This window comes from Ferrovibrio sp., assembly GCF_046297895.1.
GTDB lineage: Bacteria > Pseudomonadota > Alphaproteobacteria > Ferrovibrionales > Ferrovibrionaceae > Ferrovibrio.
Genome location: NZ_JBKBHC010000004.1, coordinates 349,197 through 372,614, shown reverse-complemented (window position 1 = coordinate 372,614; position 23,418 = coordinate 349,197). Strand labels below are relative to the sequence as shown.

The window sequence follows — 23,418 nt, the reverse complement described above, 5'->3', positions numbered from 1 at the left end:
TACCGGGCGAACATGCCAGCGCCCCCGGCCCGCCGCAAGGGGTGCGGCCTCCGCCTTGACGTGAAAACCACGGGTGCCGGATAGTGAGTGCCTGATTTGCTCTATCTATCGGCAGCATCGACAAAAACTATGGAGGGAACATGGCCGGCAAGGGCTTCGATCTGAACGGCAAGGTTGCCTTGGTGACCGGCGGCAATGGCGGCATCGGACTGGGCATGGCCGAGGGCCTGGCACAGGCCGGCTGCGACCTGGTGATCTGGGGCGGCAATCCGGACAAGAACGCCGCCGCCGACGCCAAACTGAAGGCTTATGGCCGTCGCGTGCTGGTGCAGAAGGTGGACGTTTCGGACGAGGCGCAGGTGGACTCGGCTTTCTCTGCCGCCCTGAAGGCGATGGGCCGGATCGATGGCTGCTTTGCCAATGCCGGCGTCAGCCAGGCCCGCGCCGCCTTCCATGAACTCAGCACGGCGGAATGGCGCCGGGTGCTGTCGGTGAACCTGGATGGCGCCTTCTTCACGCTGCGCGCCGCCGCCCGCCACATGGTCGAGCGTGCCAAGCATGGCGACACCTCGGGCGGCCGTCTGGTCGGCATGGCCAGCACGGCCTCGATCCATGGCGCGGCCCGCGCACAATCTTATGCGGCGAGCAAGGGGGCGATGGTATCGGTGATCCGCGCCCTGGCCGTCGAGATGGCGCGATACAACGTCACGGCCAACTCGATCCTGCCGGGCTGGATCGAGACGGAGATGACCGCCGCCGGCGTGGCCGATCCGAAGTTCAGCGGCAACGTGCTGCCGCGCATCCCCGCCCGGCGCTGGGGCCAGGGATCGGATTTCGCAGGCATTGCCGTCTATCTGATGAGCGACGCCAGCGCCTACCACACCGGCGACAGCTTTGTGATCGACGGCGCCTATACCATCTTCTGAGGCCGTAACGCACGGGCCTGCAGCCACTGCATGCGGACGACGCCGGCGAGGATCAGCATCCCGCCGGCGATCTGCTGCAGGGTTACCGTGCTGCCGAAGAAGGCAGCCGCGACGGCAACGGAAAATACCGGCGCAAGACTGGTGTAGAGCGTCGCGACCGGCACGCCAACATGGCTGACGCCGAAATTCCAGAACAGGATCGCCAATCCTGCCCCACCGATGCCGACCCAGGCCAGCATGCCCAGAGCGGCGGCCGATGGCATCTCCGTTGGCAACCGCGACGGTTGCAGGGCCGCCAGCACCAGGAACAATGCGCAGATCAGGATGCCGCCGGCCAGTGAGGTCAGGCAGGTGATCCGCATCTGGCTCCAGCCCAGTGGCCCGAGCCAGGCCTGTACCTTCAGCGAATACCAGCTCCAGCTCACCATCGCGAACACCAGCAGGGCTTCGCCGGCATAACCTGTATCGCCCGCGCTGCCGGCCCGTGGCCGAACGGCATCGAGCGCGACGAGGCTGGCGCCGATCACGGCGCAGGCCGCAGCCGGCCAGAAGCCGCGGGCCAGCGGCACGCGTAGCATCGCCTTGGTGAGCAGGGCGGCCACCAGCGGGCCGCAGCTCATGGCAATGGCGGCACGCACCGGATCAGAAAGCATGATGCCGATTGTGTAGAAGATCGAAAAGCAGGCCATACCCGCCCCAAGCTTGAATACCGTCCGCCAGGGCAGCGGCGTGCGGAACGGCGAGCGCCGGTCGAACAGGAAGGCCATGCCGATCAGCAGCGGCGCCGGGATCAGGTAGCGGATCGCAGACACGAAAAAGGGATCGAGGTGACGTGTTGCCAACGCATGGGTCATCGGGATCATCGCGCCCCAGAGCAGCGCCGTGACCACGAGCCCGGCGGAAGCCAGCAGGCTGCCGGGTTTTTCGCTCATCTGCGGGTCAAGCCTTGCGGGACAGCCACTGATCGATCTGGTCGATCCGGTCCGATCCCCAGAACATCTCGCCGTCAACCACGAAGGTTGGTGTGCCGAAGGCCTTCAATGCCGTCGCCTCGGCAGTGGCGGCCAGCACCGCCTGGCGGGCCGCCGCATCCTCGGCGGCAACGGCAATCTCGGATTCAGCAATGCCAAGCGATTTCACAATGCCGGCCAGATGCTCCGGCTTTGCGATATCCCTGCCCTCGCCCCAATACTGGCGATAAGCCGCCAGAGCGAAGGCCCTGGCCTTGGCAGTATCCTGGGCCTTGAGGCGATAAAACAGCAGACGGGGCAGCTTGGCGTCGGTTGGAAACGGATCAGGCGTGGTGACGATGGGCAGGCCGGCCAACTGGGCAGAGCGCGTCCAGTCGTGCATCATGTAATCCATCTTGATCTTGGGAAATGGCGTGCGGTCGGGGATCGCCTTCCACAGATGGCCGATCGAGATCGGCCGCCAGTCGACACTGCGGCCATGCCTGGCCGCGACGGCCTCGATCCGGTTGGCGCCGATATAGGCGTAAGGCGAAGGGAAATCCCAGTAAAAGACGATCGGGTCGGCCATCGGACGTTTCCTTGTTCTTTCTTATGTGTGAGTTCACCAGCCGCCGCGCTGCAGCCAGCGGTCGATCATGTCGAGGCGGTCGGCGCCCCAGAAAGGTTCGCCATCGACGAACACGAATGGCGATCCAAAAATTCCGCGATTATGGATCGCGTCATCGGTCACCTCGCGCAGCTTGGCCTTGATGTCAGGATTTTCTATACCGGCCTGGAAAGCTTTGCGGTCGACACCAAGGCTGGCAGCGATGTCGGCGACAAGATCGGGCGAGGAGATGTCTTTGCCATCAACGAAGTAAGCGGCATAAACCGCCTTGGCGAAGGAAACCGCCTTTTCAGGCAGAACCTGCTTCAGCCAGTAAACGCCGCGCGCTGCGGCCTGGGTCGGCAGCGGAAATGTCGCCGGCATGTTGAAAGCAATGCCATGCTCGCGCGCGGATCTCTTAAAGTCGTGGATGGAATACCTTCCCTTCAATGGATACTCGGTAAGTGGCCTGCTGCCAGCCACCTTGAACACCGCCCCCAGCAGCATCGGCCGCCAGTCAACGCTGCGGCCATGCCTGATTGCGACCTGATCGATGCGTTGGGCCGCGATATAGCCATAAGGCGAGGAAAAATCGAAATAGAATTCCAGCGGGGCAGACATGGCTTCCTCCGTCGTTTCTTGTTTTTTGCAGTCTAGTCGAAACCGAAGGCCCGACGGAAGCCACGCAGAATCGGATGCTCTTCCGGTTCCAGTTCGATGCCAACCGAAGTAATTCGTTCATTGCGGATTTCCCGAACCACGAATTCGACCGGACCGACCCGCACGCGATCCCCGACCACGGCTCGATGGCGCAGCTTGCGGCGTACATAAGCCCCCACCGGTTCCCTGTGATCTTTTTCGTCCACCGGGATGCCGTAGAGCATCGATACTTCGCCCATCAGCGTGTCACCGGTCAGGACGAACTCACCGAACACTTCTTCGCCGCGTTCGGCACGCTTGCGTTCGCGTTTACTTTGCCGCCGTGCGGTAAATAGACGGTCGAGCTGAAAAAAATGCTCGGCCGGAGCCAGTACCAAGAGATAATCCCCGGGCGCCAGGTTCTCCAGTTTCTGACGATCCATCACGGCGCCATCACGGATCACGCTGATGATACGACAGCGGCGCGGCAGCGGCAGTTCGCTATACCGATAGCCCAGCGCCGGGGCATCGGCCTCGACGCGATAGCTGGCGACATCGCGGTCCAGCGTCGAGCCAAGGTCAAGGTCGGTACGGCTGACTGCTTCCGGCTTCGGCGGCAGTTCCAGGCCGAAGAAACGCGCCATCGGCCCGATGGTCCAGCCCTGCACGGTCAGAGATGCAACCACGCAGACGAAGGCGGCCGTCACATAGAGCTCGGATCTGGGCAACTGCGCCAATACCGGAATTGTGGCGAGGAAAATCGGTACGGCGCCACGCAGACCAACCCAAGAAACGAAACCGATCTCGCGCCACGTGTAACGGAAAGGCACCAGGCAGAGCAGCACGGCGATCGGGCGGGCCAACAGGATCAGGATAGCCGCCACGATGCCGCTGCCCAATGCATAGGGCGTCATCTCCTCAGGCGTCATCAGCAGGCCAAGCAGCAGGAACATCACGATCTGTCCCAGCCAGCTCAATCCATCGTAGAATCGCAGAATCACCTGGGCGCCGCGGTGGCGCCGGTTGCCAAGTACCAGACCAGCCACATAGACAGCCACAAAGCCCGAGGCCTGCACGAAATGCGCGCCGGAGAAGATCAGCAAAGCCGCCGCCATCGCAACAATGGGATACAGGCCGCCAGCCACAGGAACGCGGTTGAACAACGCCACCAGCAGGAACCCGCCGATCACGCCGACTGCCAGACCGCCCAGCATCTGGATCACGAACAACAGGACAAGTTGCAGGCTGTCGGGTGGCTGGCCCTGGCGGAGCAGTTCAACGCAGACCATCGTGAGGAAGATCGCCATGGGATCGTTGATCCCGGACTCCACCTCAAGCGTGCCGCTGACCCGCTTCTGCAGCGCCATGCCCTTCATGTTGAGCAGGAAGAACACCGCGGCCGCGTCGGTGGAACCGACGATGGCACCGACCAGGAAGGATTCGAGCAGTCCGAGACCCAAGGCGAAATGGGCCGCCACGCCGACCAGGGCCGCCGTTCCAACCACGCCCACCGTGGCCAGCGCAAAGGCGGGGCCGGCAACCAGGCGCACGGTTGCGAAATTCGTGCGCAGGCCGCCGTCGAAAAGGATGATGCCCAAGGCAGCGGAGCCGACGGCATAGGTGAGCTGGTAATCGCGGAAGACGATTCCACCCGGGCCGCCCTCGCCGGCAAAAAGGCCCAGCCCCAGGAAGACCAGCAGGAAAGGCACGCCGAAACGACTGGAGGCCGACCCGGCGAAAATGCTGACCAGGACCAACAGAGATGCAACAAAAAGTATCTCGTTGGCCTGGTTCAATCCTCGTTCCTTCTGGCTGCGGCCGCTAGCTTCCTGTCAGGGCCCGGCTGATGACCAGCCGCTGCACGTCGCTGGTGCCTTCGTAGATCTGGCAGACACGGACATCGCGGTATATGCGCTCGACCGGAAAGTCGGCGAGATAGCCATAACCGCCGTGAATCTGGATGGCATCCGAGCATACGCGTTCGGCCATTTCGGATGCAAACAATTTGGCCATGCTGGCTTCCTTCAGGCAGGGCTGGCCGGCATCCTTCAGCCGCGCAGCGTTCAGCAGCAACTGCCGGGCCGCCTCAATCCGCGTGGCCATATCGGCCAGCCGGAAACCTATCGCCTGATGGTTGATGATTGCCGTGCCGAAGGCCTCGCGCTGGCCGGCATAGGCCAGCGCGGCCTCGAAGGCGGCCCGGGCCATCCCCGTGGCCTGGGCGGCGATGCCGATGCGACCGGATTCCAGGTTGGCCAGGGCGATGCGGTAACCCTCGCCCTCTGCGCCCAGCAGGGCGTCAGGGCCGACTTTCAGGTTGTCGAACACGATCTGGCAGGTGTCGGAGCATTTCTGCCCGAGCTTCTTCTCCACGCTCGCGACCTGATAGCCGGGCGTGTCGGTCGGCACCAGGAAACAGGAAATGCCGCGCTTACCCGCCCCTGGGTCGCTGACGGCAAACACCAATGCCAGTTTCGCGATAGAACCCGAGGTGATGAACTGCTTCACGCCGTTGATCACCCAGCCATCGCCCTCCCGCCGCGCACGGGTCTTCAGCGCCGAGGCATCGGAACCCGCCTGCGGTTCGGTCAGGCAGAAGGCCCCGATCCATTCGCCCCGAGCCAAAGGCTTGAGGAAGCGTTCCTTCTGCGCCGGCGTACCATAGCGCAGCAGGGCCGCGCAGACGGGCGAATTGTTGACGGACATGATGGTGCTGACCGCGCCATCGGCGGCGGCAATCTCTTCCAGCGCCAGAACATAGGAAACGAAATCCGTTCCCGCTCCGCCCCATTCCTCCGGGATGCCCATCCCCATCAGGCCAAGCGCACCCATTTCACGCAGCAGTTCGCGCGGCGGCTCGGCCGTGCGGTCGCGCTCGGCGGCGCCAGGCGCCAGCCTGTCGCGGGCGAAATCCCGAGCCATGTCGCGCACCATCTGCTGTTCCTGGCTCAGCATTGCCGTCCTCCCCGATCCTTCTCAGTTCTTCGCCGGCTGCAACTTCATGCCGATGGCATAGTCCATCACCTGCTGCGACGTCAGCGGCTGACCGGCTGCTGCGCAGTAAACCCCATCCAGCCGCAGACTGCCTTCATGCAGCGGTTCGGTCCTGGCGGCAGCAGGGCCGTTCGGCTTGCCCTGCGGTTCGGCATAGAAACCCAGCACCAGACATTGCCGCAGCCCCAGCTCAAAACGCCGAGCCAGAACCGGGCCATGGCCGGTGGCGACCTTCTGGTCAGTCGCTTCCAGTGCCTTGGGTAACGGAGCTTCCAGGCCCTTGAGCATGATGGTGGCGAATTTCATCAGATCGACCGGGCCGCTGAGGTAATGATCGTCCTCGCTGAGGTCGCGCAGCACGGCCAGCGCAAAAGCGCCAGCCGGCTTCTGCGCCTTCCACAGATAGCGTTCGACGCGATAGCCCATGGGCGCCGTGAATGATTCGGCGATCTGCGGCGCGGCCGTCAATCCTTCGGCAATCCAGCCGACGCGCTGCTGTGCGGCGCGCAGAGGCTCCCAGCGCAGATCATGCTCATCCGCGGCAGCCGGAGCCGCAACCAGCAGCAGGGCAAGGGCAATCTGCGGCCTCACTTGGTCTCCTCAAAGATTTCACGGCCGATCAGCATGCGCCGGATTTCCGACGTTCCGGCGCCAATCTCATAGAGCTTGGCATCACGCAGCAGGCGGCCGGTCGGATAGTCGTTGATGTAACCGTTGCCGCCCAGAATCTGGATGGCATCCAGCGCGATCTTGGTCGCCTTTTCGGCCGCGAACAGGATGGCGCCGGCGGCGTCCTTGCGCGTAGTCTGGCCACGGTCGCAGGCCCGCGCCACGGCATAGACATAAGCGCGGGCGGCATTCATCTCGGTATACATGTCGGCGACCTTGCCCTGGATGAGCTGGAAGCTGCCGATGGGCTGGCCGAACTGCTGACGTTCGTGGATATAGGGCAGCACCACGTCCAGGGCCGCCTGCATGATGCCGATGGGGCCTGCGGCCAGAACGGCGCGTTCGTAGTCCAGGCCGCTCATCAGCACGTTCACGCCGCGTCCGACCTGACCCAGCACGTTTTCTTCCGGCACCTCGCAATCCTCGAAGACCAGTTCTCCGGTGTCGGATCCGCGCATGCCCAGCTTGTCGAGCTTCTGCGCGGTGGAGAACCCCTTGAATCCCTTCTCGATCAGGAACGCGGTGATGCCGCGCGGGCCGGCGGCCGGATCGGTCTTGGCATAGACCACCAGCACATCGGCCTGCGGACCGTTGGTGATCCACATCTTGTTGCCGTTGAGGATATAGCGGTCGCCTTTCTTGTCGGCGCGCAGCTTCATCGACACCACATCGGAACCGGCATTCGGTTCGCTCATCGCCAGCGCACCGAGATGTTCGCCTGAAATCAGTTTCGGCAAGTAGCGTTTTTTCTGCTGCTCATTGCCATTGCGGCGGATCTGGTTGACGCAGAGGTTGGAATGCGCGCCATAGGACAGGCCGACGGAAGCCGAACCCCGGCTGACTTCTTCCATCGCGATGCAATGCTCAAGATAGCCCAGGCCGGAACCGCCATATTCTTCTTCAACCGTGATGCCGTGCAGGCCCAGCTCGCCGAACTTGGTCCACAGGTCGCGCGGGAAATGGTTGCTCCTGTCGATCTCGTCGGCGCGCGGTGTCAGTTCGCTGTCGACAAAGCCGCGCACGCTCTGGCGCAGCATGTCGGCGGTTTCGCCCAGCCCGAAATCGAGGGTCGGATAGGAATTGGCGATCATGATGATACCCTTCTGCGACGGAAATCTCTGAATCGGGCCGGCCGGATATTAGCGGATCGTGCCTGACGGCGCATCCCGCGGGCCGTCAGGCCGGCCGAGAACACACATCATGGTCGCCAGCCCGGTAGCGCAATGCGTCATCGTGTCGTTTTTATGGCCGAATACGTCGAGCGTACAGATCGTCAGGGTGCGGCCATGGCGGGTTACGATGCTGCGCGCCACCAGCCGGTCGGCATCAGCCGGGGCCATCAGGTTGAGCTTGTACTCGACGGTCAGCACGGTGGAATCTGCCGGAAACAAACTATAGGCGGCATAACCGGCTGCGGAATCGGCGATCATGCCAACAATCCCGCCATGCACGAAGCCGTGCTGCTGGGTCACCTTGGGCTGGCGCAGCAATTCGATCTCGCAATGGCCGGGCCGCGCCACGATCATGCGCGCGCCGATCAGATGCATCGCCGGCTGACGGTTGAAACTGTCGCGTACGCGGGCCTCGAAATTCGGATCCTGCGGCTTCAAGTCTGGCGCGGCATTCATATCACGCTCTCCCTAGGCGCGACGGGAACAATACCGAAGGTTGCCGCAATCCGTTCGACGAAATCCGGCGGAAAGGCCCGCGATCGGCGCTTCACGAGATCAATGCACACTCCGGTCAATCGCGCCGACATGGCAACCTTGTCGTCGCCAACCCGGATCAGCCTGTGCCTGAACACGATCTTGCGCTCGGCTATGCTTTCCACAGTGGTTTCCATCCGCACCATGTCGCCGCCGCGCAACTCGGCCTGATAGTCGATTTCCATCCGCACCGCGGCCGTCCCGACATTCTCGGCCTCCGCCCGTTCGCGTGGCATGCCGTGCATGGCACCGATGGCGAAGGCGGCATCTCCCAGCCAGCCCACGTAGAAACTGACATTCACATGTCCCAGATGATCGCATTGCCAGGCCTGGGTCATCAGCCGCAGGGTTTCGACGTAGCGTTCGGCCATCGTCTTCTCCTTTCCGGTGTTTCCTCGCCCGGTTCTATAGCGCAGACAGAAAAATAGAGAAAATCGATTGTCATTATGATCTGGATAGGGTTTTCCTATGGATCATGAACCTGACCCTGATCCGATATTTCATGGCCGTGGCCGAAACCGGCAGCTTCACCCGGGGCGCGGAACGCGCCAACGTGACACAGCCCACTCTTTCAGCCGGGATCAAGCGGCTGGAGGAATCCCTGGGTGCCAGCTTGTTCGAACGCGGCCGCGCCGCCCAGCTCACGCCTGCCGGCGCACGCTTCCTGCCGCGCGCCCGCCTGCTGCTGCAGGAGTGGACGGCTGCCCGGCGCGAGCTGCGCCAGCAGGGCAAAAGCACGCGGCAGCGCCTCCGTCTTGGTTATGTATCGGGTCTGCCGCAGGCGCGGCTGGCTGCCCTGCTTGGCAGCTTCGCCGCCGCGCATCCGGACACGGCGCTGGAAACCCTGGAGGCGCCGGCAGCCACTCTGAACCGCCGGCTCGACCTCGGCCGCATTGATGCCGCCATCCTGCCCCTGTCCGATGATGCCGACGACATGGCCCTGAGCCTGTTCCGCCAGCGTTATCTGCTGGCGGTACCGACACAGCATCCCCTGGCACATCGCAGCACGGCGCGGATCGTCGACCTGCAGGACCAGCCCTTCGTGATCCGTCCCCAGGCCGAGATCATGCCGGCAGCAGAGAGGCTGTTCGCCGCACTGAACGTACGCCCGCGCATCGTTGGCCGGGCGGAAAGCGATCAGGGTCTGTTGGCCCTGGTCGGCGCCGGGATCGGGATCGCCATACTGCCGCATTGGCTGGCCGACGGCTCAGTCGCAACGCTCGCGCTGCCGGAACTGCGCGACAGCCATCGTATCGGGCTGGTCTGGCGCAAAAGCGGCGAAGCCGCCTCGCAGCCGTTCCGCGATTTTGCTGCCGGCCACGGCTGGGACGGCGCCGCGCGACATCCCGTGATCGGGCACTAGGGCCTGAATATCAGCCCCGCCCCATCACCCCATCGGCGTGATCCTGGGCATCCACCACGGCCACTGCGCTCATGTTGACCAGGCCGCGCACGGTGACATTGCGCGACACGATATGGGCCGACTTGCCCATGCCCATCAGGATCGGGCCGACATAGAACCCCTGTTCCATCTGCCGCACCAGATTTGCCGCGATATTGGCAGCGTCTAGATTCGGCATAACCAGCAGGTTTGCGCTGCCTTTCAGGGTGTTGTCGGGCATCAGCTTTTCCCGGATGGTCTCCGACACCGCCGCGTCAGCCTTCATTTCCCCTTCGATCTCCACATCCGGCATCAGCTCCTGCAGGCGACGGGTCGCCTCGCGCATCTTCAAAGCCGATGGTGCGGCGGAGGTGCCGAAGTTGGAATGCGACAGTAGGGCGATCTTGGGCACCAGGCCAAAGCGCCGGACTTCCTCGGCAGCAAGCTGGACGATGGCGACGATCTCGTCGGTGCCGGGATCGAGGTTCACATTACTGTCGGCGATGAACAGCATGCCATGCGGCAAGACCAGAAGCTGCATGGCCGCCGGCAACCGGGCGCCGCCGCGAAGCCCCAGCACATCGACCAGATGCGGCAGATGATGGTCGTATTGACCAACCGCGCCGCAGATCAAGGCATCTGCCTCCCCGCGCTGTACCGCCATGGCCGCGATCACCGTGGTATTGGTGCGGATGATGGTGCGGGCATCGTCAGGAGCCACGCCCTTGCGCTTCATAAGCGAAAGGTAGCCATTCCAGTATTCGTGATAGCGGTCGTCGCGCTCGGGATCGATCAGGTCGATGTTCTGGCCCGGCTTCAAACGCAGACCGAGTTTTTCGATTCGTCGCTCCACCACGGCGCGGCGACCGATCAGGATCGGCTGCGCCACCTTGTCATCCAGCACGATCTGGGCGGCGCGCAGTACGCGCTCGTCCTCGCCCTCGGCATAGATCAGGCGCATCGGTCGGCGCTTGGCGCGCTCGAAGGTCGGCCGCATCACAAAGCCGGTGCGATAGACAAACCGTTCCAGGCTGTGGCGATAGGCCTCCATGTCTGCGATCGGTCGGGTGGCTACGCCGCTATCCATCGCCGCCTGGGCCACCGCCGGAGCGATCTGGAGGATCAGGCGCGGATCAAAGGGCTTGGGGATGAAATAGTCAGGGCCGAAGCTCAGTTCCTCGTCATTGCCATAGGCACGGGCGACGACGTCGGATATCTCGGCCATCGCCAGATCGGCAATGGCGCGCACGGCAGCCAGTTCCATCTGGGTATTGATCGTGGTGGCGCCCACATCCAGAGCGCCGCGGAACAGGAACGGGAAACACAGCACGTTGTTGACCTGGTTCGGATAGTCCGAACGGCCGGTCGCGATCACCACATCGGGGCGCGCCTTCTTGGCCACTTCCGGCAGGATTTCCGGCGTCGGGTTGGCCAGGGCCAGGATCAGCGGCTTCGGGCCCATCTTTTCGACCATCTCGGCCTTCAGGACGTTGGCAGCGGAAAGGCCCAGGAACACATCCGCACCCACGATCGCATCGCCAAGCGTGCGATGATTGGTCGGCCGGGCATACCGTGCCTTGAATTCATCCATCTGCTCGGTGCGGCCTTCATAAACCACGCCGACGATGTCGCTGACGACGATGTTTTCTTTCTTCACGCCCAGTTCGACCAGCAGATCGAGGCAGGCCAGCGCCGCGGCGCCGGCACCGGAGGCTACCAGACGCACATCGCCGATCTTCTTGCCGACCACGCGCAGTCCGTTCAGCACTGCCGCCGCCACGGTGATCGCCGTGCCGTGCTGGTCGTCATGGAAGACCGGGATCTTCATCTTCTGGCGCAGGGCGCGCTCAACCACGAAGCATTCCGGCGCCTTGATGTCTTCCAGGTTGATGCCGCCGAAGGTCGGCTCCAGGGCCGCGATGATCGACACCAGCTTGTCGGGATCGGTTTCGTTGATCTCGATATCAAAGACGTCGATACCGGCGAATTTCTTGAACAGAACGGCCTTGCCTTCCATCACCGGCTTGGAGGCCAGCGGGCCGATATTACCCAGCCCCAGGACGGCGGTGCCGTTGGAGATCACACCGATCAGGTTGCCCCGGCCGGTCAGTTCAGCGGCCTGCGCCTCGTCGGCAACAATGGCGTTGCAGGCGGCGGCCACGCCGGGGCTGTAAGCCAGCGCCAGGTCGCGCTGGGTGCCAAGCGGCTTGGTGGGGGTGATTTCCAGCTTACCGGGCTTGGGCAGCCGGTGATATTCCAGCGCCGCACGGTCGAGATCGGAGGTCATCGAAGCACTCGTGGATCGAAACGATCAATGTCGCCCGGCAAGGGCAGGATTGCCGCCGGGGAAATCAGGCTTACAACAGCCGTATCCGGGATGAAAGTGGGAGGGCCAGCATGGCAGGGAAATCCCCAGCCCGGAGAAAATGGTGCGGTCGAAAAGACTCGAACTTTCACGGCCTTTCGGCCACAGCGACCTCAACGCTGCGCGTCTACCAATTCCGCCACGACCGCATTTTTCGGGCGACGCGGGGGAATAGCAAATCCGGCGGGGGTATTCAAGGCCGGGCGGGCGCCATTCCTCAGGCTGGCCTGCGCGGCTGGCCGGCCTAGTCGTCCGACATGGTGTCGGTGATCGATACGGCGACCTTTTCCCCGGAAATGACGATTTCGCCCCGGGCGATCAGTTTGTTGTTGGCGAATATCCAGGCATGGTCGTCAACGCTGGCATCCAGTTCGATCACGGCGCCGCGACCGACCTTCAGCACCTGGTGGATCGGCATGGTGGCCTTGCCCAGGACAACCGAGATTTCGACCGAGACGTCGTTGACTGCCGTGTTGCTGGCCATGCCGCACCTTCCTTCGGGGCTCCGCAGACGCTAAGTAACCTCCGCAAGGTTAGCACAGCGTTAAGGTTCGCGTTACTCCGCATGCCATACCTCCCCCCGCCTTCCGACCAGATCGACACTCCCGCCGGCCCGGTGGAGTGGATCGTCAGCGACGCTCCCGTCGCCTATGAGGACGCCCTCAAGGCGATGGAGGCACGGGTTGCGGCTATCCGCGCGGGGACGGCCCGTGAGGCCGTCTGGCTGCTGGAGCACCCAGCCCTGTATACGGCCGGCACCTCGGCCAAGCCGGCTGACCTTCTGAACCCTCGCTTCCCGGTTTACTCCACCGGCCGTGGCGGCCAGTACACCTATCACGGTCCCGGCCAGCGAGTTGTTTACCTGATGCTTGATCTCAACCGACGCGGGAAGGACGTGCGTGCCTTTGTGTGCCGGATGGAGGACTGGGTGATCGCCGCCCTGGCCCGCTTCAACATCAAGGGCGAGATCAGGGACGGGCGTGTCGGCGTGTGGGTTGCCCGTCCCGACCAGGGCCCTGGTCGGGAAGACAAGATTGCCGCCATCGGGGTCCGGGTCCGGCACTGGGTGACTTTCCACGGCCTCAGCCTGAACGTCGATCCGGCGCTGGACCACTACGATGGCATCGTCGCATGCGGCATTCAGAATACCGAAAGCGAGCCTTTCGGCGTGACCTCGCTGGCGGATCTCGGCCATACCGCCAGCCTCCCGGAAGTGGACCTGGTTCTGCGCGACACGCTCCGCACGGCCCTGCTGGAGCGGCTCGGTTCAAAATGTGAAATCTAGAGTAATAAACTAATTATAATATATTGAAAATATTATATTTTATTTTTTCTCTTAAGCGCCCGCTTTTGCTGGCGGGATAAGCCTTCCGCGGCAGTCTGCGCGGGCTCCTTCGTTGCCTGGCCTGCCAGATAGAACACATAAGCTGCCGTGAAGGCGACCAGCACGCCCCCGCCAATCCATGGGTTGCCTGTTGCCCACCAGGCCAGACCGCCAAAGCCCAGCGAGCCTGCATAGCAGATCACCCACTGCTTCCATGTCAGTTTCATTTTTCTTTTATTTTCCATTTATTTAAATGATATATATCAAGTGAAACATTGCTTTTGCCTTTCACAGCGTGGCGGCCTGTTCAAAGCGGGTGGCCCGGGCCGCCAGTCCAGCCTCCTCAGGGGTGACCGGCGCGGGCTCCACCCCCTGAACCAGGGCCGCAGGCGGCCCGTCCTGCAACTCCCGCTCAAGATTGCCCAACGCCTCCGCCTCGCCATAGGCCAGGACTTCCACCCGACCGTCCCGGCGATTTCTTACCCATCCGACAAGCCCATAATGCTTCGCCCGTCCGGCCGTCCAGTAGCGAAACCCGACTCCCCGAACCCGTCCGATCACAAAATAACGGCGCGCCATCTTGCTCATGGCACGAGTTTAAACGCGACCTGCCGGACGGGCCAGAGGGCCCGCCCGGGGGCAGAACTATGCCTTGGTCGTAACCGGCGGCCGGCGCGGTCCTATTCGGCCGATTTGACGGGGCAGGTATTGATACCCAGCAGGGTATAGGCCGGGCAGAACCGGAACAGGCCGGTTGCCAGTGGCACCAATCCGATCAGACCGAACCAGCGGGCCTCCCCCGGATACCAGGCCAGCAGGGACAGCAACCCAAGCCCGACGAGGATGCGCAGCGCGCGGTCTATGCCGCCGACATTGCTTTTCATGGCAAGCTTCCTTCTCTGTTTCAGGATTGCGGGGCAATGCGGGGGCTGCCCGAAGGCAGGGAGCGATCGGCATCCCCATCGACGTTGCGGCCAAGCTCGCTGCGCCAGGGGCGCCAGCGTTCCATGATCACCAGCAGCACAACCAGCAGGGCAGCCAGAACCAGGGCAACCAGCCAGAAGGGCAGCCCCATCATCTGGTCCAGGGTCAGCTTGCCCGGCCCGCCGGAGATCCACGGCTTCAGGGTCGGCTCCAGATAACCGAAGGCCATGGCGCCACAGATGCCGCCAGCCAGGGTGGCCCAAGCATCGCGATAGCCGGCACCGACCTGCGCCAGCACGGTGCCCGGGCAGGCGCCGGCCAGGGTGATGCCCGCCCCCAGGATCAGGCCGCCGACAATGTCGGCCGTATACAGCGTGGCCTTGGGGGCCAGCTTGATGATGCCGAAGCCATTCATGACTGCCAGCACCACGAGACCGGTGGCGACGGCGGTGAGGAACACCTTCAGCATGGTGAAATTGCGCAGCTGCATCTGGCCGACGATCACGCCGGGCTCGAAGACGCGGGATTTTTCCAGCGCCAGACCAAAGACCAGGCCCATGGCCAGACCGACAAGGATGGCGGATAGCACGCTCATGATCCCCTCCTCCTCTTACACGCGCCGCAGGAACAGGGCGGTGGCGATGCCGCCGGCAAACATGGCCGTCACGGCGATGAACGAGCCGATCGCTAGTTGGGCGATACCTGACAGGCCATGGCCGCTGGTACAGCCATCAGCGATGCGGGCCCCGAACAGCATGATGAACCCTGCCGTGAAGGCGAGCGGCAGGCGGCCGGACAGGCTGGTGATGCCCAGACCCCGCGACCAGACATAGGACATGGCGGGCCTCCGGGCGCCGGACAGTCGGGCTGACAGGGCCGCGCCCAATGCCACGCCGATCACCAGCGCCACCTGCCACCAGTTCTTGGCGCCGGCCAGGTGTTTGGCGAAATAGTCGATCTTGGCCACGGCCGGATCGACGAAGCCGGCCAGATGACCGGCGACAGTGACATAGGACGACGAGGCGCCCAGCGCCGTGTTGATCAGCAGGAATGCCGGAATCTGCAGCAGACCGATCAGGATGCCTGCCGCGTATGGCGACCAGGCTTTTTCGCGCAGCGAATACATGTCCACCTCCCCGGCCGAATCAAAGGGATCAGCCGACGAGCCAATTTATACATTTTATTTGTGTTTTATATTGATCCAGATCAAGCCCGGATCACTGTCCTTGTCCGGATGCCAGCACGCGGTCCATTTCCTCATGAAACCAGATGCAGCCCTGCTCGAAGCGGCCAAAGGTGACATGGCTGTTGGCGCCGGAGCGGAATCCTGGCTGGATCGCCTGCGCCATCTGGAAATCCTCGTCCAGGGCATCCCAGAAGATCTTCACGTTCTTGTCCCAGTGCAGACGCGCCTTGTCGCTCTGCGGCGCCTCGGGGATAAGGGCGCCGCCATGGACGATGCTTGCATCGGTGCCCTGCGGGAACACCGTCATCACGGTGGCATGATCGGGCTGCACAAGGATCACCAGGTTTGGGAAGATGTAATAGAGCGGATTGCCATAGTCGCGCACCGACTTGCCTTCCAGCGGCTGGTCCTGAAGTTCGGTTGCATTCCGCTTGGTGAAATAAAGCCGCGCATGACGACCCAGACGGTCAGCCACCGCGACGTTGTCGGCGAACATCGGCGCGATGGTGGCGCGATGGGCCTGGCGGACGTGATAGGTCTCCAGCCCGCCTTCCACCACCAGCTTCCAGTTGCCGGCGATGCCGATCTCGCGCTCGTCGTAGAGCACATGGCTGCCCAGGCCGAAACCGTCGAGATCGCTGTGCAGCGCGGAGAAGAAACCGTCGAAGTCGTAATCCTCGCCCGGCTGCGGCACGACAAAGACCAGGCCGAAGGCCTCGGTCACCGGCAGTCGCGCCAAGCCGTGCGTTGACTTGTCGAGCTGGGCGAAGCCTTCCTCATGCGGCATGCCGCGCAAGCGGCCGGCCAGATCGTAGGTCCAGGCATGATAGGGACAGACCAGCGACCGCTGGCCGCATTGGTCCCGCTGCCAGACCAGCTTGGCGCCGCGATGGCGGCAGACATTGAGGAAGGCGTTCAGCCGCCCCTCGCGGTCGCGCGTCAGCAGGATTGGAATCCCGAGCAGATCGTGGGTCACCACATCGCCCGGCCGCGCCAGCTTGGATGAAAAGCTGATCGCGATGGGATGGCGGCGGAACAGCAGCTCCTGCTCGCGCGCCAGCCGCGCCGGGTCGATATAGCGGGCAACATCAATACGGGCGATGGCGTCCACCATGTCGGTGGCGCCGGCCGCCATGTTGCGGCGGGTCCGCTCCAGCCAGTCGATCTGCTGCGACGCCTGCATGGCCCGCTCCCTATCGCTGTTTCTTTTTGCCCGATGGCATGAACCGCGCCGTGCCGGCGATGAACTGCCAGAGCTGCTCGGCCAGTTTCGCCTGTGCCGGCCGTTTCGTGGCTGCCAGGGCCTGGCCGATGGCCTGCCGCAGACCGCCCAGGATCATGGCGCCGAGCAGAGGTGCATCGAGATCGTCTGGAATCTCGCCGCGTTCCTGGGCGATCTCGATATTGCGCGCGGCCAGATCGATATGCCGGGCCAGTCGCGTCGCTTCGATCGCAGCCACCTCCGGCGTGCGGCTGAGCCGCGTGAGGATCAGCGGCGCCAGCGGCTCGGCATAATGGAAGGCCACCATGCGTTCCAGCCGCAACTTCTCGCGTTCGCCCCAACCCGCACCGGGCATGGGATTCACGTCCATCACCGCGGCTTCGAAACGGTCGTAGAAAGCGTCGACGACGGCCGCGATCAGGCCGGCCTTGGAGGTGAAGTAGTGATAGCTCAATCCCGCCGAAACACCGGCCGCGCGCGCCACATCGGCGATCTCGCATTGCCCGTCGCCGGCGACCAGCACCTTCGCCGCCGCCTGCAGGATACGCTCGCGCGTTTCGCCGCCGCGCGCCGAAGCGGGCAGATCGGGCGGCAGGAGCTGGGCGGCGGAGGCGCGGAGACGCGGAGGCATGACGTCACCTTAATTGAATTCAATTCAATGTCGAGTGCAAAATAAAGCGGCTCATCCTTCATTCCTGTTCAGTCAGAATTCGACCGGATAACTCAGATAGCCCCTGAACCGTGCCCGCCCCCCGCGCACCGGTTCGCCGCTGCGGCGATAGTTGGGAAAGCGCGCCAGGAGGCGGCCGATGGCGATCTGCCCCTCGATGCGCGCCAGCGACATGCCGGCACAGGCATGGATACCGGCACCGAAGGCCAGGTGCCGGTTCGGCTGGCGGCCGACATCGAGGCGGTCGGGATCGGGGAACTGCGCCGGATCGCGGTTGGCCGCGCCGATGCACAGCGTGACCAGCGTGCCGGGTTCAAACGTCACGCCGCCGATTTCCACCGCCTCCACCACGCGCCGGTTGCCGAGCTGGTTGGAGGATTCAAAGCGCAGAAATTCCTCCACCGCCGTTTTCATCAGGCCGGGATCGTCGATCAGACGCTGCTTCTGGTCGGGCCAGTCCAGCAACGCTGCCGCGCCGTTGCCGATCAGGTTGGCGGTGGTTTCATGGCCGGCATTGAGCAGAAAGATGCAGTTCTGCACCAATTCGTCGGCGGTCAGGCGCTCCCCGTTCTCGCCACGGATCAGGCCGGCCAGCACATCGCCAAAGCCGTCGCCCCCGGCATTCGCATCCTGCTCGACGCGGCGGTGCCATTCAGCCAGGTGGCCATCGAGATAGGCCTCGAATTCCAGCATGGCCCTGTTGCCGGCCCCGGCGCGTTCCGGCGTCAGTACTGGTTCGAGGGCACCAAGGATGGCCAGCGACCAGTCGCGCAGAAGGTGGCGGTCGGCCTGCGGCACCGCCAGCATGTCGCCGATGATCTCGACCGGCAGCGCAGCGGCGTAATCGGTGACGACATCCATCCCACCCTGCTTCGCGGCGCGGTCCAGCAGCCGGTCAACCAAGGCGACGAAACGCGCCTCCAGAAGCCTCAGCGCGCGCGGCGTGAAGGCCGGTGCAAGCAAGCGCCGCACGCGGGTATGCAGCGGCGGATCGTTGAACACCAGGCTGGTGGTGTGATGCCGATAGAGCGGCGTGTCGCCGAATTTCGGCTTGAACTCGATCTTCTTGTCGGAACTGAACCGTTTGTTGTCACGATAGACAGCCTGCAGGTCGTCGTAGCGGGTCAGGAAATAGCTACCATCGGGCATCCGCCGCACCGGATCGTAATGGCGGAGCAGGTGGTACATCGGATAGGGATCGTCGAGAAAAGCGCGATCCAGCGCGCGCAGGTCGAAGGCGGCCACGGTCGCGCTACGCGCCGCCTCGCCAACCACGGCATAGCGGCCCAGATGCAAATGGTTCAGGCCGGCTTCAGGGCGTGAATCCGCCGTTGCCGTCTCCGGGTTTGACATTGCCGTTTCCTCCGTCGGCTTTCTTCGAAGCCGTTATGGATGCCGCCAGTTCCGGCGGCACGATCACGCCGCAGGAAATGATCAGCTTCATCGCCTGGTCGACCGAGGTCGACAGGATTTTGATGTCCTTGCGGCGATAATAGACCATGTATCCGCCGGTTGGATTCGGCGTGGTCGGCACGTAGACCGTCACCAGATCCTCGCCCAGATGGTCCGATACCTCGCTGCCCTGCACATAGTTGGTGACGAAGGCGATGGTCCATGAGCCCGATGACGGCCAGGGCACCAGCGCGACCTGGCGGAAAGACTGGCCCGACTGGCTGAACACCGTCTCGAAAATCTGCTTCAGCGCCGAATAGAGGCCGCGCACCACCGGCATGCGCGCCACCAGCCGTTCACTCACCCGCAGCAGGGTACGCCCCAACAGGTTGGTCGCCAGAAATCCAATCAGGGTCAGCAGCACCAGTGCCGCCAATACGCCGAGACCGGGGATGCCAAAGGGAAGTTGGTACGGGATCAGCCGCTCGGGCTCGTAACCCTGCGGCACCAGGCCACGCACATTGCGATCGATGGCCTGGATTGTGATGACCACCAGATAGATGGTCAGGCCTATGGGTGCCGTGACGATAATGCCGGCAAGAAAGTAATTGCGCAGCCGGGCGAACAATCCCAGCTTCTCGGGCGGTGCGATGATGGGCGGCAGCTCGGGTTCGGGCGTCGGACCAGTCTGCGGTGTCTCGTTCATCACGCTCAGCTCACGAAGAAACGGCGCAGGGCCGCATAGGTTTCATCCGGCGCTTCCTCGGGCAGGAAGTGTCCGCTCGGCACGGCATGGCCTTCGATGCTGCCAGCCGCCTTGTCGCGCCAGGTGCCCAGCACGTCGTAAGCCTTGTGCATCAGTCCCTTCTCGCCCCACAGCACCAGCAGCGGACAGCGGATGCGGTTGGCCTCGTCAGCACGATCATGTTCCAGGTCGATGGAGGCTGCCGCGCGATAATCCTCGCAGGAGGCGTGGATGGTGGCCGGATCCCGGAAGCAGCGCAGATATTCCGCCATCGCCTCAGCGTCGAACGTGTGGCCGGCACCCGACCACTGGCCGGTCTTTTTGCGGAAATAGTATTCCGGATCGGCGCCGATCATCCGTTCCGGCATGTCGAATGGCTGGATCAGGAAGAACCAGTGGTAATAGCCGGTGGCGACCTGCTGGTTCACCGTCTCGAACAGGGTACGGGTCGGCACGATATCCAGAACGGCAAGCTTCTCAACGCGATCGGGATAATCCAGCGCCAGACGATGAGAAACACGGCCGCCGCGGTCATGACCGGCCAGGCAGAACTTTTCGAAGCCCAGTACCGTCATCACCGCCGCCATGTCGGCAGCCGTGGCGCGTTTTGAATAGGACGAGTGGTCGGGCAGCGTGGCCGGCTTGGAACTGTCGCCGTATCCGCGCAGATCGGCACAGACCACGGTGAAATCCTCGGCCAGCTTGGGCGCGATGCGATGCCACATCGCATGGGTCTGCGGGTAGCCATGCAGCAGCAGCAGAGCCGGTCCCTTGCCCCCGATGCGCAGGTTGATGTCCGCGCCCTCGCCCTTGATACGCTTCTGTTCGAATCCCGGAAACAGCACGCTTTCGCCTCCCTGTTGCCGGCGATGGCCGGCTAGCGCGGCTGGCGGAAAAACTCCGGATTTGCCGGTGGAGCCGACGCATCCCAGATCACCACCATGCGGCCGCGCTTCTGTTGTGCGTATACCGGTTTGGGGGCGCTGTCGAGGTGCTCCTCCCGGTAGCGCGCCACCACCCAGCCATTGGGATTTGCCGCCAGCCAGGCGGGAATGGCCGCGTAGTCGATTTCCTGCAGCGGTTTTTCCAGCCGGCCCAGAAACTGGTATTCGCCGTGATAGTCGCCGGCATAGGCCACCGGGCGACCCTCGTCATGGCCACGCTTGATCACCATGCCCGCCGGAATCAGGTCATAGGCCGGCCGGGCCGGCATGAACCCGAACAGATGCACGGCCAGGAACAGCAAGGTTGCCGGCACCGCCATCGCGCCGATTGAGGCCGGCAGGCTGTTACGCCGCCCCAGCCATAACGCAGCAAGCAGCCCCAGGAGCAGCAGCGCCGCAACCTCGACCAGGTTTTCGAGTGCCCAATCGGGCACATCTAGTCGCGCGGCCAGTTTCGGCTGGCTGGAAAGCACGAAAGGCAATAACAGCGCCACCAGGGCCAGCAAACCGAAGCCAGCCGCAAGCCACCAGGCATCGCGGGCCTTCGGCGCCACGGCCCAGTCGGCCGTCAGGCTGCGCGCCACCATCAGCATGAAGGCCGGCGCCAACGGCAGCAGGTAATGCGGCTGCTTGCCGCTGATCATGGAAAACACCAGCAGGCCGGTAAGGCTGACCACCAGGCCGAAGCGAATTCCGGGCTCGGCCGGCCGGCGCCACAGCGCCAGCGCTCGCCAGGCGGGCGGCCACAACGACCATGGGAACAGCAAGAGCGGCAGCATCGGCAGATACCACCAGAAAGGCCGGCGATGGGCGAAGCTGTCGCGCACCCGTCCGGCCGTCTGCCCCCACAGCAGGGCCTGCTTGTAGGCATGGCCGCCAGCTTCCGCAGCCGGCAGCGCCCAGGCGAGACCGATGCCGGCGCCAATAGCCAGCGACAACAGCACGCCGGCATACCAGCCGAGCCAGTTTGGCTTGACCTCGCGCCGCATCCACAATGGCGCCAGCAGCGCCGGCGGCAGGATATAGACCAAGATCACCGGCCCCTTGCCAAGCACGCCAAGCCCGATGGCCAGTCCCGTGATCGCGATGCCGAGCCAGCGGCGACGATAATGCAGGTTCAGCGTCAGGCCGATCCAGCCCAGCAGGGCGAAAAAGGCCATGATCAGATCGAACATGGTCAACGTGGCAAACAGCATCCACCACGCTGCCGTCAGCAGCAGCAAAGGCGCGACATTGCCGGCTGCCCTGCCCTGCTCGCCCGGCCACAGCAGACGCCCCAGCACGGCCGTCAGAACCAGCGCGCCGGCGCCAAATAGCGGCGCCACCAGCCGCGCCCAGACGTCGGTGACGCCAAACACAAGCCAGCCCAGGCGGATGATCCAGAACAGCAGCGGCGGCTTGTGATGGTAGGCCTCGCCATTCAGCAATGGCACCAGCCAGTGATCGGCCAGATGCATTTCCCACGCGACGGTGACATAGCGCGTCTCGTCGATCGGCATCAGCGGGCGGGCATAGAGCGCCGCGACCACCACGACCAGCCAGAGCAGCGTCGTGAAGGTAAAGGCGCTGCGGTTGCTCAGGGGCGGGTACGTCATACGGCGGCTTCCCTACCCTCGCGACGCGCCTTGTAGATCAGGTGCAGATTGCGCAAATAGACAACCAGGCCGGAAACCTGACCGATGATGAACACCACATTGGCAATGTGGATCGCATAAAACAAAAGGATCACGCCGCCAGCGATGCTGATGTACCAGAAGACCACTGGAATCTCGCTGCGCTTCACCCGCTCGGCATGCAGCCACTGGATGATGAAGCGCGAGGCGAAAATGGCCTGACCAAGAAAACCGATCACAGCCCAGAAATTCAGGCTGTCTTCAAGACGATCCCAGTACTCGGTCAGCAATTGACCAATCATGACGCTTTTCCTTACACAATCGGCTCGCTGCCGCCGCTGTCGCGCCAGCGGCGTTTCAGCCACATGACGCCAGCCATGTCCACCAGTCCGGCCTTCAAACGTCCCCAGGTGCCGTAATGCGAAGCGCCGCCTGCCCGTGGCCGATGATTGACCGGCACGGACCGCACGCTGCCGCCTGCCCGCAGCACCAGGGCCGGCAGGAAACGATGCATGTGGTCGAAGGCCGGCAGCCGCAGAAACAAATCGCGGCGCAGCATCTTCAGACCGCAGCCGGTATCGGGCGTCGCATCGCCCAGCAGGCGGGAGCGCACCGCATTGGCGATTTTCGAGGAGGCTTTCTTCACCCAGCTATCCCGACGCTTCACCCGATGACCGGCCAGCAGCAGGCCGGCACCGCCATTGGCAGCCGACTGCAGCGCATCCCACAGGGCGGGAATGTCGGCCGGATCATTCTGACCATCGCCGTCCAGCGTCACCAGCACCGCCCCGCGCGCGGCATGGGCGCCGGTCACAATTGCCATCGACTGGCCGGCGTTGCGGCGGTGCCGCAGGGGGCGAAGTTCGGGCATCGCCGTGGCGCAGGCCCGCAGGATGGCGGGCGTTTCGTCGGTGGAGCAATCGTCGACAGCCAGAATCTCGAAACCCATCCGGCCCCGCAACGCGGCGCAGATCTCCTCCAGCAGGGTCTGGATATTCGCCGCCTCGTTATGCACCGGAATCACAACCGACAGGTCGCAGGCCGGGCCCGATTGAGTCGCTATGGCGGCCGTAACAGATGGCTGCCCGACCGGGGATGGAGAAACGCCGTTCATGATGGGGGGTGTTTATGGCAGGGGCGGGCTATGGAGACCAGTAAAAT

Annotated in this window: 27 protein-coding genes and 1 tRNA gene; 3 read left to right on the top strand and 25 right to left on the bottom strand. The window is 63.7% G+C overall.

Annotated elements, in window-relative coordinates:
• The first annotated feature begins 140 nt into the window (after positions 1–140).
• Entirely contained in the window at positions 141–926 is a 786-nt protein-coding gene (locus ACK4FK_RS08970) for an SDR family NAD(P)-dependent oxidoreductase (RefSeq protein WP_409744128.1), read from the top strand.
• Here ACK4FK_RS08970 and ACK4FK_RS08965 read toward each other — a convergent pair.
• The 9 genes from ACK4FK_RS08965 to ACK4FK_RS08925 are packed head-to-tail and all read right to left on the bottom strand — an operon-like array spanning position 911 to position 8,862.
• Positions 911–1,858 (bottom strand): DMT family transporter, encoded by a 948-nt coding sequence (locus tag ACK4FK_RS08965; RefSeq protein ID WP_409744125.1) that lies wholly within the window; start codon positions 1,856–1,858, stop codon positions 911–913. The two genes, ACK4FK_RS08970 and ACK4FK_RS08965, sit on opposite strands and share 16 nt — an antisense overlap.
• 7 nt (positions 1,859–1,865) lie before the next feature.
• The gene (locus tag ACK4FK_RS08960) at positions 1,866–2,465 is read right to left on the bottom strand and encodes a 2-hydroxychromene-2-carboxylate isomerase (RefSeq protein WP_409744122.1); all 600 of its coding nucleotides are present in this window, start codon (positions 2,463–2,465) and stop codon (positions 1,866–1,868) included.
• A gap of 33 nt (positions 2,466–2,498) precedes the next feature.
• On the bottom strand, positions 2,499–3,104 hold the full coding sequence (locus ACK4FK_RS08955; protein WP_409744119.1) for a 2-hydroxychromene-2-carboxylate isomerase: 606 nt from the start codon (positions 3,102–3,104) through the stop codon (positions 2,499–2,501).
• 32 nt (positions 3,105–3,136) lie between these two features.
• Positions 3,137–4,918, bottom strand: a complete 1,782-nt coding sequence (locus ACK4FK_RS08950) for a potassium/proton antiporter (RefSeq protein WP_409744116.1) — start codon at positions 4,916–4,918, stop codon at positions 3,137–3,139.
• Between the two features lie 25 nt (positions 4,919–4,943).
• On the bottom strand, positions 4,944–6,077 hold the full coding sequence (locus ACK4FK_RS08945) for an acyl-CoA dehydrogenase family protein (protein ID WP_409744113.1): 1,134 nt from the start codon (positions 6,075–6,077) through the stop codon (positions 4,944–4,946).
• A gap of 21 nt (positions 6,078–6,098) precedes the next feature.
• Positions 6,099–6,707 (bottom strand): hypothetical protein, encoded by a 609-nt coding sequence (locus ACK4FK_RS08940; protein WP_409744111.1) that lies wholly within the window; start codon positions 6,705–6,707, stop codon positions 6,099–6,101.
• On the bottom strand, positions 6,704–7,876 hold the full coding sequence (locus ACK4FK_RS08935) for an isovaleryl-CoA dehydrogenase (protein WP_409744108.1): 1,173 nt from the start codon (positions 7,874–7,876) through the stop codon (positions 6,704–6,706). Before ACK4FK_RS08935 ends, ACK4FK_RS08940 begins: the two co-directional genes overlap by 4 nt.
• A 48-nt stretch (positions 7,877–7,924) precedes the next feature.
• Positions 7,925–8,413, bottom strand: a complete 489-nt coding sequence (locus ACK4FK_RS08930; protein WP_409744105.1) for a PaaI family thioesterase — start codon at positions 8,411–8,413, stop codon at positions 7,925–7,927.
• Positions 8,410–8,862, bottom strand: coding sequence for an acyl-CoA thioesterase (locus tag ACK4FK_RS08925; protein WP_409744103.1), 453 nt, complete (start codon positions 8,860–8,862; stop codon positions 8,410–8,412). Before ACK4FK_RS08925 ends, ACK4FK_RS08930 begins: the two co-directional genes overlap by 4 nt.
• A gap of 104 nt (positions 8,863–8,966) precedes the next feature.
• Here ACK4FK_RS08925 and ACK4FK_RS08920 point away from each other — a divergent pair, with 104 nt between their 5' ends.
• The gene (locus ACK4FK_RS08920; protein WP_409744100.1) at positions 8,967–9,854 is read left to right on the top strand and encodes a LysR family transcriptional regulator; all 888 of its coding nucleotides are present in this window, start codon (positions 8,967–8,969) and stop codon (positions 9,852–9,854) included.
• Between the two features lie 10 nt (positions 9,855–9,864).
• Here ACK4FK_RS08920 and ACK4FK_RS08915 read toward each other — a convergent pair whose 3' ends face one another.
• The 3 genes from ACK4FK_RS08915 to ACK4FK_RS08905 all read right to left on the bottom strand — a co-directional run bounded on the left by ACK4FK_RS08915 (position 9,865) and on the right by ACK4FK_RS08905 (position 12,721).
• On the bottom strand, positions 9,865–12,159 hold the full coding sequence (locus ACK4FK_RS08915) for an NADP-dependent malic enzyme (RefSeq protein ID WP_409744097.1): 2,295 nt from the start codon (positions 12,157–12,159) through the stop codon (positions 9,865–9,867).
• A gap of 140 nt (positions 12,160–12,299) precedes the next feature.
• Positions 12,300–12,386, bottom strand: a tRNA-Leu gene (locus tag ACK4FK_RS08910).
• A 95-nt stretch (positions 12,387–12,481) separates the two neighbouring features.
• Positions 12,482–12,721, bottom strand: a complete 240-nt coding sequence (locus ACK4FK_RS08905) for a FliM/FliN family flagellar motor switch protein (RefSeq protein WP_297682434.1) — start codon at positions 12,719–12,721, stop codon at positions 12,482–12,484.
• Between the two features lie 132 nt (positions 12,722–12,853).
• On the opposite strand from ACK4FK_RS08905, the gene lipB reads away from it, so the two are divergent.
• On the top strand, positions 12,854–13,522 hold the full coding sequence (lipB, locus tag ACK4FK_RS08900; RefSeq protein ID WP_409744191.1) for a lipoyl(octanoyl) transferase LipB: 669 nt from the start codon (positions 12,854–12,856) through the stop codon (positions 13,520–13,522).
• A 32-nt stretch (positions 13,523–13,554) separates the two neighbouring features.
• Here lipB and ACK4FK_RS08895 read toward each other — a convergent pair whose 3' ends face one another.
• From ACK4FK_RS08895 to ACK4FK_RS08835, 13 genes are all read right to left on the bottom strand, one after another.
• Entirely contained in the window at positions 13,555–13,788 is a 234-nt protein-coding gene (locus ACK4FK_RS08895; RefSeq protein WP_409744093.1) for a hypothetical protein, read from the bottom strand.
• 61 nt (positions 13,789–13,849) lie between these two features.
• Positions 13,850–14,149, bottom strand: a complete 300-nt coding sequence (locus tag ACK4FK_RS08890) for an acylphosphatase (RefSeq protein ID WP_409744091.1) — start codon at positions 14,147–14,149, stop codon at positions 13,850–13,852.
• 92 nt (positions 14,150–14,241) lie between these two features.
• Positions 14,242–14,445, bottom strand: coding sequence for a DUF2892 domain-containing protein (locus ACK4FK_RS08885; protein ID WP_409744088.1), 204 nt, complete (start codon positions 14,443–14,445; stop codon positions 14,242–14,244).
• Positions 14,446–14,465: 20 nt separating this feature from the next.
• The gene (locus tag ACK4FK_RS08880) at positions 14,466–15,080 is read right to left on the bottom strand and encodes a YeeE/YedE thiosulfate transporter family protein (protein ID WP_409744085.1); all 615 of its coding nucleotides are present in this window, start codon (positions 15,078–15,080) and stop codon (positions 14,466–14,468) included.
• A gap of 15 nt (positions 15,081–15,095) precedes the next feature.
• The gene (locus ACK4FK_RS08875; RefSeq protein ID WP_409744082.1) at positions 15,096–15,611 is read right to left on the bottom strand and encodes a YeeE/YedE thiosulfate transporter family protein; all 516 of its coding nucleotides are present in this window, start codon (positions 15,609–15,611) and stop codon (positions 15,096–15,098) included.
• Between the two features lie 91 nt (positions 15,612–15,702).
• Positions 15,703–16,854 carry an aromatic ring-hydroxylating oxygenase subunit alpha gene (locus ACK4FK_RS08870; protein ID WP_409744079.1) on the bottom strand — a complete coding sequence of 384 codons (1,152 nt, stop codon included), beginning with the start codon at positions 16,852–16,854 and terminating at the stop codon, positions 15,703–15,705.
• A gap of 10 nt (positions 16,855–16,864) precedes the next feature.
• Positions 16,865–17,524 (bottom strand): TetR/AcrR family transcriptional regulator, encoded by a 660-nt coding sequence (locus tag ACK4FK_RS08865; RefSeq protein ID WP_409744076.1) that lies wholly within the window; start codon positions 17,522–17,524, stop codon positions 16,865–16,867.
• Between the two features lie 72 nt (positions 17,525–17,596).
• Positions 17,597–18,916 (bottom strand): cytochrome P450, encoded by a 1,320-nt coding sequence (locus tag ACK4FK_RS08860; RefSeq protein ID WP_409744073.1) that lies wholly within the window; start codon positions 18,914–18,916, stop codon positions 17,597–17,599.
• Positions 18,876–19,661 carry a DUF502 domain-containing protein gene (locus ACK4FK_RS08855; RefSeq protein ID WP_409744070.1) on the bottom strand — a complete coding sequence of 262 codons (786 nt, stop codon included), beginning with the start codon at positions 19,659–19,661 and terminating at the stop codon, positions 18,876–18,878. Before ACK4FK_RS08855 ends, ACK4FK_RS08860 begins: the two co-directional genes overlap by 41 nt.
• Before the next feature lie 5 nt (positions 19,662–19,666).
• On the bottom strand, positions 19,667–20,545 hold the full coding sequence (locus ACK4FK_RS08850; RefSeq protein ID WP_409744067.1) for an alpha/beta fold hydrolase: 879 nt from the start codon (positions 20,543–20,545) through the stop codon (positions 19,667–19,669).
• Between the two features lie 32 nt (positions 20,546–20,577).
• Positions 20,578–22,239 carry an ArnT family glycosyltransferase gene (locus tag ACK4FK_RS08845; protein ID WP_409744063.1) on the bottom strand — a complete coding sequence of 554 codons (1,662 nt, stop codon included), beginning with the start codon at positions 22,237–22,239 and terminating at the stop codon, positions 20,578–20,580.
• The gene (locus tag ACK4FK_RS08840) at positions 22,236–22,559 is read right to left on the bottom strand and encodes a lipid-A-disaccharide synthase N-terminal domain-containing protein (protein ID WP_409744060.1); all 324 of its coding nucleotides are present in this window, start codon (positions 22,557–22,559) and stop codon (positions 22,236–22,238) included. The genes ACK4FK_RS08845 and ACK4FK_RS08840 overlap by 4 nt, the downstream gene beginning before the upstream one ends.
• Before the next feature lie 11 nt (positions 22,560–22,570).
• Positions 22,571–23,371: a glycosyltransferase family 2 protein gene (locus ACK4FK_RS08835; protein ID WP_409744058.1), complete on the bottom strand. Its 801-nt coding sequence runs from the start codon at positions 23,369–23,371 to the stop codon at positions 22,571–22,573.
• Positions 23,372–23,418 lie beyond the last annotated feature (47 nt).